A 7,537-nucleotide genomic window follows, 5' to 3' on the forward strand; every position below is an offset into this window, starting at 1 on the left:
AGAAAAACTTGTTCCATCGGTTGACCGCGATGGCCGGGGCGAGATTGAGCAGCAGGCAGGCAAAGAGCCCTGCCACGAACAGTTTCGCTTTGCGGCGCGTCGGGCCGGTCCAGAAGCCAAAGGAGAGGTTCGTAAAGTGGCGCAGGAGCCGCGCATCGACCGCGGTTGGAACAATGCCGTTAGTCATATTCGTTCTTAAAGCTCAACTTGGGATGACCGGCAAGGCGGCATAGATGGCCCTGCATCTTGGCGCGATCGGCGCCTTCATGTGAGACTATCGCTGTCTGGCTGTGAACTCTTATGGGATCGTTTTTCTCGTGTCATTTTGATGGACGCCGTGTGGCTTCGCGTGAAGCGAGGCCGAGGAGCAGACTAGCGACGTTCGCCTACAAACGATCGCAGATAGGACCGTGAGTGACCTGGGACGCGAACGAAACTCCCTACTGGAGCCATAATTCTTCCGAGCTGGCCGCAGCTTTGGAGTCGGGTCCCAACGGACTATCGTCCGATCGCGCCGCTGCGCGCCTTTTAAGCGTCGGTCCCAACAGCGTCGAGGATGCGCCGCGCCTGAGCGCGCTTCGCCTCCTTCTGCGCCAGTTCCAAAGCCCGCTCGTCCTCATCCTGGCATTCGCCGCCGCAATCTCGCTGGCGCTTCAGCAATGGGTGGATGCCGCCATCATCCTGGCGATCGTCCTGGGCAGTTCGCTCCTCAGCTTCTTTCAGGAATATCGGGCGTCCACCGCGGTCGAGGAACTGAAGAAGCGCCTGGCGCTGACGTGCCGCGTGGTGCGGGATGGAGTGGAGCAGACGGCGCCGGTCAGCGCGATCGTGCCCGGCGACCACATCCTCCTCTCGGCGGGCAATCTAATCCCGGCGGATGGGCTCGTGATCGAGGCGCAGGACTTCCTCGTCAGCGAGGCGAGCATGACCGGCGAGTCGTTTCCGGTCGAGAAGCGGGCCGGGATAGTTCGCCCCGACGCGCCTATCACTGAAAGGACCAATGCCGTCTTTCTCGGCGCTTCGGTGCGCAGCGGCACGGCGAAGATCCTTGCCGTGAGCACCGGCCGCCGGACCGAGTTCGGCGCTATTGCGGCGCGGCTGGGGGCGCGCCAACCCGAGACCGATTTCGCCCGCGGCGTGCGGCAGTTCGGTTATCTCCTCGTTCGCGTGATGATTGTCATCGTTCTCTTCGTGCTGACTGTGAACTTGTTGCTCCACCGCCCGGTGATCGAGTCCCTGCTGTTCGCCGTGGCGCTCGCGGTCGGTCTGTCGCCTGAGCTCTTGCCGGCGATAATCAGCGTGACCCTTTCGGCCGGCGCGCGGGCCATGAGCAAGCGCGGCGTCATCGTCCGCCGGCTCGACGCCATCGAGAACCTCGGCAGCATGGATATCCTATGCACCGACAAGACGGGCACATTGACCGAAGGCGCCATTGTTCTGCGCGACGTCCTCGACGCCGGAAGCCAGCCTTCGGATGAGGTGCGACGGCTCGCCTTTCTCAACGCCGCCTTCGAGACCGGCATCGAAAACCCGCTCGATGAAGCGATTGTGACTGCGGGCAAGGACATTGGGCTAACGACCCGCGGCGCCGCCAAGATCGACGAAATCCCCTACGACTTCATGCGTCGCCGACTCACCATCGTCGTGGCGGAGGATGGAGCGCCGTCACAGCGCCTGTTCATCACCAAGGGGGCGTTTTCGAACGTGCTCGACATATGCACATCGTTGGACCGCGATGGCGTCGAGGTTCCGGCGAACGCCGAGCGGCGCGCGGAACTCGAGAATGTCTTCAAGGCCAAGAGCGCTGAAGGCTTCCGTGTTCTGGCCGTTGCAACTCGCAAGGTTCCAGTGAAGGCGGACTACGACCGCGACGACGAACGGGAGATGACCTTTCGTGGCTTCCTTGTCTTCTACGACCCGCCCAAGGCGGACGCGCGGCGCACGATCGACGATCTCAATCGGCTAGGCATCCGTATCAAGGTGATCAGCGGCGACAACCGCTATGTGACGGCGCATCTGGCGAAGGCTGTGGGACTCGATGCAACGTCGATGCTCACGGGCGAAAAGCTCGTAAAACTCAAGGACGAGGCTTTGTGGCACCTCGCGCCACGGACAGACCTCTTTGTCGAGATCGATCCCCAGCAGAAGGAGCGGATCGTCCGCGCCCTGCAGCGGACAGGTCATTCGGTCGGATATCTCGGCGACGGCGTCAATGATGCGCCGGCCCTGCATGCGGCCGATGTTGGCATCTCGGTCGAGACGGCGGTGGACGTCGCCCGCGAAAGCGCCGACATCATCCTGCTCGACCGCGACCTGGACGTGTTGCGCTCTGGTGTGGAGGATGGTCGGCGGACCTTCGCCAACACGCTAAAATACATCTCGATCACCACTAGCGCGAATTTCGGGAACATGGTCAGCATGGCGCTGGCGGCGCCGCTGCTGCCGTTCTTGCCGCTCGCCGCCAAGCAGATTCTGCTGAACAACTTCCTCTCCGACGTGCCGTCGATCGCGATATCCAGCGACAATGTCGATGCGGACCGGGTCTCACATCCGCAGCGCTGGAGCATCAGCGAGATCCAGAAATTCATGATTGTCTTTGGCCTGATCAGTTCGGCCTTCGATATGTTGACCTTCGCGGTGCTGCTCCTGGTTTTCCACGCCGGCGAAGCGACGTTCCAGACCGCATGGTTCATGATTTCGCTGCTGACCGAACTCGCGGTCGTCCTCGTCTTGCGAACCCACAAGCCGGCTTTTCGAAGCAGCCCGAGTCAGTTGCTGTTGTGGTCGACGCTTGCGGTGGCCGCCGCGACCTTCGCCATCCCCTTCCTCGGGGCGCTGAGCTCGGTGTTCGGCTTCGTGCCGCTCTCGGCGATTGAGATAAGCGCCGTTGTCGCTATCGTCCTCGGCTATATTGTGGCGACGGAAGTGGGCAAGATATGGTTCTTCTGGTCCATCAATACTGCAGGTCTTTCGAAGCCGATCAGAGCTCGAAAGACCAAGGCGTCTGAGCCCAGACCGCATCCTCTTGGGCCTTTCATGAGCGCGCTCGTCGCTACGGCGTTGGTCGTGGGGGGAGCCCTCGTCTTAACGGGAACGCTCATCTTGATAGGAACGCTTGTCCAACTGAGCCTTCAGCCGCATGAAGCGTTAAAGTCGGTCTTCTGGCCAAGCAAATAACGTAGGTCGACCGGAAAGCGACCGCCACCATCGCCATATTTGCGGCGACGCAATCGCCCGGCTGCCTTTAACCTTCAGAAAAAGACGCCATGAGTAGCTTATCGTCTCAAATACGCGCTCCGGCTCTTACGGAACGTCTCGCTCGCTTGTTGCGCATTCTCCTTGTCGGCGTGGCGCTCGTCGTTGGCGCCGCCGCCTTGCCGTCGGTCAGCGCCGCTCGGGATATGGTGGCCTTTCCATCGTCCGTCGAGCCGGGCACGATTGTCATTGACATGCGGCATCGCGAACTTTTTTTCGTCGTGGATGAAGGCGTCGCAATTCGCTACTCGATCGCCGTGCCAAAGAGCAGCGAGGAATGGTCCGGCTCCGCCACGATTATCGGTAAATACGTCAATCCGGACTGGGCTCCGCCATGGATTGTAAAACGCGACCATCCGGAATTGCCGGACCTTATTCGCGGCGGTGCGCCGAACAATCCCATGGGCGTTCGCGCGCTTACCCTCAGCCGCTTCCAGGTGGCGATTCACGGGACGACCAAAAGGATGCGCGCATCGATCGGCTCCGCCGCCTCCTACGGCTGCATCCGCATGTTGAATGAGGATGTGATTGATCTGTTCGATCGCGTAAGCGTCGGTACGCCTGTTATCATGAGGCCATGACGGTCACGATCTTAGTTGTCCGCGGGCGGCCGATTTTCAACGTGTTATGCAGACCATAAGAGTTTTGGAGGCTTCGACTGTCGGCATTGGCTGCGTTTCTCGACCACCGGGCGCGGCAACATGACTCGGAACGTTGGAATTGCTATATTCCTAGCGTAGGAAGGAAAATTATAGGAGGGGCCTCGACCCGCGACCGCTCTAGACACCCGCGTACGTGGTGTGAGTGTCGCAGCGACGCAGTCGGAATTTCGCGCTGGCCTTAGGCGAACGCGCCTGAGCCAAATTGCAACAAGGTTTTTTCGTACCAATTGCGCGTATTAAAAAGCGCCAGGAAGGATATTTCGAAATCACAATCGAACCCTTAGATCCGCAATACGCCCCGGTGCTCGCCCAGGCGGTCGTCGATACGGTCCGCGATCCTCTGCTCGTGCTTAATTGTCATCTAGGCGTAACCGTAGCTAGCCGGTCCTTTTTCCATAATTTTGCAGTCACCCCCGAAGAGGTCATCGGACGTTCCGTTTATGAGATTTTAGACGGCCGTTTCAAGGTCCCGCGCCTGGCTTCGCTCTTAGATAAAATCCTGCCCGAGCATGCCATTGCGGAAGATTTTGAGATAGATGCCGAGTTTCCTCGCATCGGACAGCGCGTCGTGATTGTGAACGCGCGAGAAGTCTTCTTCACGAGCAGCGCTCACAAAGCTATTTTGCTCTCCTTCGTAGATGTGACCCATCGACGTTTCATAGAGAAGGAGAAGGAGTCTCTTCTCAATGAAACGAGGACGCTGCTACGGGAGAAGGAAGTGCTGCTCCTGGAAATGCAGCATCGCATTTTCAATAGTTTGCAAATCATCGCGAACATCATCATGATGAAGACTCGGGTGACGACCTCGGAAGAGGCGCGCCGACACCTGCAGGACGCCTACTCCCGCGTTATGTCGGTAGCGACATTGCAGCGGCACATCGACACGGCAGGCCGCACCGAACTCGTCGAAGTCGCTCCCTATTTGACCACGCTATGCGACGGCCTCGCGGCGTCTATGATCGGCGAGGAGAAACAAATATCCCTGAAACACGCCTTCGACCGCGCTCTCATTCCCTCGACGGAAGCAGTGAGTCTTGGCCTGATCGTGACGGAGCTGGTTATCAACTCCGTGAAATATGCATTTCCTCAAAGCCGCCAGGACGCGGAAATCCTCGTCAAATACGAGACGTCCGGCTCCGACTGGCAGCTCACGGTGTCCGATAATGGCGTGGGCAGGCCGGAAGGATACACTACAGCGGCCCCTTCTGACGGCTTGGGCAGCACGCTTGTGAAGGCGCTCGCGCAACAGATCAAGGCGCAAATTGAAATGGTAAGCAGTGCCCGCGGACTCGTTGTCTCGATCGCGCATGCGACATTTAGCCCACGGCCTGCATAGGCCTCGCCAATCCAGATCGGATCGGCAAGGCGTTGGCAGTAAAACGTCGCGCGCGACGGTTTACGGCATCAGCAGGAGCAATCCATGAAAATTGGACGGACAGGTTAGCGCTGGATCAGAGTCCAAAGGCTGAGAACCTGCCGAGGGCATCACTGTCGCTGCGACAGCATTTTGTCGATGCAATCGCAACCGAAAGGAGTAGGCACGCTCAGCGTCCTTATCCCACCGAAGTCGCCCCCAATCGGTTCACCGCGAGGCCGGTTGCGGCCTCGCGTCCAATTGCGGCGCAGGATAAGGCGCGCGCTTTATTGGCAGGCCCACACCCAACCAGCGACGGGGTCCCACTGCCAGCACGAACTGCCGCCATAGCCGTAGCCGGGATAGCCGTAGCCCGATGCGCCCGCGATTCCCGCGCCCAAAACGCCGGCCGCGGCGCCCGCGACGCCAGCCGCTGCGCCAACCGCGGCGCCCGGAATGCCGTAGCCTCGGCGATAATAACCGCGGCGATAGCCCCGATAGTAAGCTTGTTCGAACGACGTCGTTAGTCCAACGCTCGTTGGACTCGCGGCGCTCATGGGGCCAGCCAAAACTTCCGTCGGTAGAGCCGCCAGCGCGGTCACCCCGCATAACGCGGCCAGGACAGATTTCACACTCTTACACATTTCGACCTCCCCTTTTTTAGAAACACAGATTTTCAGAAACACAGAGTCGAGTCCGCCCCAACGCGGGCGTGCCGCGCTGCTTCTGCGTCCCAAGAGGATCAACTAGGCCCAAATGTGAAGTTGTCGAGGCCTCGGTGTAAATCAGATTTCAATTGTGACCCCTTTCGAAAACTTTCACGACAGTAAAATCAGCGCCTTGAGCATGTGACCTTATGCGGTATTACGGCCGGGGATTTTGTCGCCAACTGATTTCGACTATATGGCCGTCATGTTGATCGTCGTGGGCTTGTTGTGCCTAGCAGGGTCGGCTGCCTCATTGCGCGCGCCAACTGCGGCGTGGGAAGCGACCAATGTGGATTCATGACGTTCCGCCGATACAATTTGCCGCATCGCTTCTCGGCGTTCGACTGAAATTCGCCGAAGTGAACAATTATGTCGTTTTGATAAAGCTCCGCGGAAAATACAGTGAGGCCCTCAATGCAATGGCGCAATTCTCTGCGAGGCTACGGTGCAGCCGTCCAAATCGTTCATTGGTTTTCCGTGCTTCTTGTTGGCGTCGCATGGGTGCTCGGGACCGTGGGCGAAAGCCTGCCACGTGGGAGAGCCCGCGATCTCGGGGAATTAGTCCATGTTTCTGCGGGAGAGCTGATCGCCATCCTTTTGATCTTTCGTGTCGGCTGGCGTCTAATCAACGCGCCGCCGTCTCCAGAACCGACGCCGCTGGGGAGATTGGGCGATTTGGCCGCCAAAATCGTCCACCTTGCGCTTTACGCGCTGCTTGCGGCGGTTGTCGCCGTTGGCGTCGCGACGCAATTTGCGGATGGCGACGCGCTTTCCGTGCTTGGCATTTTCGATATCGCATCGCCGTGGACGAAGAACAAAACGTTTGCACATGACATGAAGGAAATTCATGAAACTCTAGCGAACGGACTTATCATCCTCGCCACGATCCATGCTGGAGCAGCGTTGGTCCACCACTTCGTTTTCCGCGATCGCACTCTGAGACGTATGCTGCCAGGGGTTTCGAAGCCCCGCTAATCCTGCGCTCGCTGCTCTAAAGGGACGCTGTGATAGCTTCGGCTTCGTTGCGGCCTTTCGGCGACCCGAGCGCGAAGGCACCGCCGGCAGCTCTGCTTTTCATCGGTTAACCGCAAACGTCGAGCCAGTGTTTGATCTTGACGAAGGTCTGTTCGATCGGATTGAGATCGGGCGAATAAGGCGGGAGAAACCACAGCCTTGCGCCTGCCGCGCGGATGGCGCGCCTTACGGCGGCGGACTTGTGACTATCGAGATTGTTCATGACGACGATGTCGCCTTGCATCTTGACCCACAATCCGCAGCAGGCAATGGGAATCAGCTCGAGTCTAAAAAAACTGGAAACGCTCTAATAGCGAGGAGGCGTGCTACGGTCGTGAGCCGAGGCGCGACCTGCTAGCCACTCTGACGAGGGAACGCCTTTTGTAGCGATCGACGACCGCCTGATAATCCACCCGCCGAACATGGCGTTTCAAAGGGAATTCCATCCAGGAAGTTGCTTAGCCCTTCGGGATTTTCGTTTACTTGATGCTGCTATAGAAATGAAGGAGACCCAAGTAGCGGAAGCACCCGGGCTATGATCGCTC

Annotated in this window: 6 protein-coding genes and 1 pseudogene; 5 read left to right on the forward strand and 2 right to left on the reverse strand. The window is 59.0% G+C overall.

Going from position 1 to position 7,537, the window contains the following annotated elements:
• From QZ964_RS17040 to QZ964_RS17055, 4 genes are all read left to right on the forward strand, one after another.
• Positions 1 to 199 (forward strand): hypothetical protein (locus tag QZ964_RS17040; protein ID WP_292532984.1); only part of this gene is annotated, 199 nt, incomplete at its 5' end.
• Positions 200 to 414: 215 nt separating this feature from the next.
• On the forward strand, positions 415 to 3,177 hold the full coding sequence (gene mgtA, locus QZ964_RS17045; RefSeq protein WP_292532986.1) for a magnesium-translocating P-type ATPase: 2,763 nt from the start codon (positions 415 to 417) through the stop codon (positions 3,175 to 3,177).
• Positions 3,178 to 3,323: 146 nt separating this feature from the next.
• Entirely contained in the window at positions 3,324 to 3,836 is a 513-nt protein-coding gene (locus QZ964_RS17050) for a L,D-transpeptidase (RefSeq protein WP_292532988.1), read from the forward strand.
• Positions 3,837 to 4,119: 283 nt separating this feature from the next.
• A complete protein-coding gene (locus QZ964_RS17055; protein WP_292532989.1) occupies positions 4,120 to 5,253 on the forward strand; it encodes a sensor histidine kinase in 1,134 nt (377 codons plus the stop codon).
• Between the two features lie 305 nt (positions 5,254 to 5,558).
• Here the strand turns inward: QZ964_RS17055 and QZ964_RS17060 are convergent, their stop codons facing one another.
• Positions 5,559 to 5,828, reverse strand: a complete 270-nt coding sequence (locus QZ964_RS17060; protein ID WP_292532991.1) for a hypothetical protein — start codon at positions 5,826 to 5,828, stop codon at positions 5,559 to 5,561.
• A gap of 564 nt (positions 5,829 to 6,392) precedes the next feature.
• Between QZ964_RS17060 and QZ964_RS17065 the strand changes: the two genes are divergently transcribed.
• Positions 6,393 to 6,953 (forward strand): cytochrome b, encoded by a 561-nt coding sequence (locus QZ964_RS17065; protein WP_292532992.1) that lies wholly within the window; start codon positions 6,393 to 6,395, stop codon positions 6,951 to 6,953.
• Positions 6,954 to 7,083: 130 nt separating this feature from the next.
• Here QZ964_RS17065 and QZ964_RS17070 read toward each other — a convergent pair.
• A pseudogene (locus QZ964_RS17070) lies at positions 7,084 to 7,230 on the reverse strand (transposase); the annotation flags it as partial.
• Positions 7,231 to 7,537: the final 307 nt, after the last annotated feature.

The organism is Methylocystis sp., from assembly GCF_021731785.1.
Taxonomy (GTDB): domain Bacteria; phylum Pseudomonadota; class Alphaproteobacteria; order Rhizobiales; family Beijerinckiaceae; genus Methylocystis.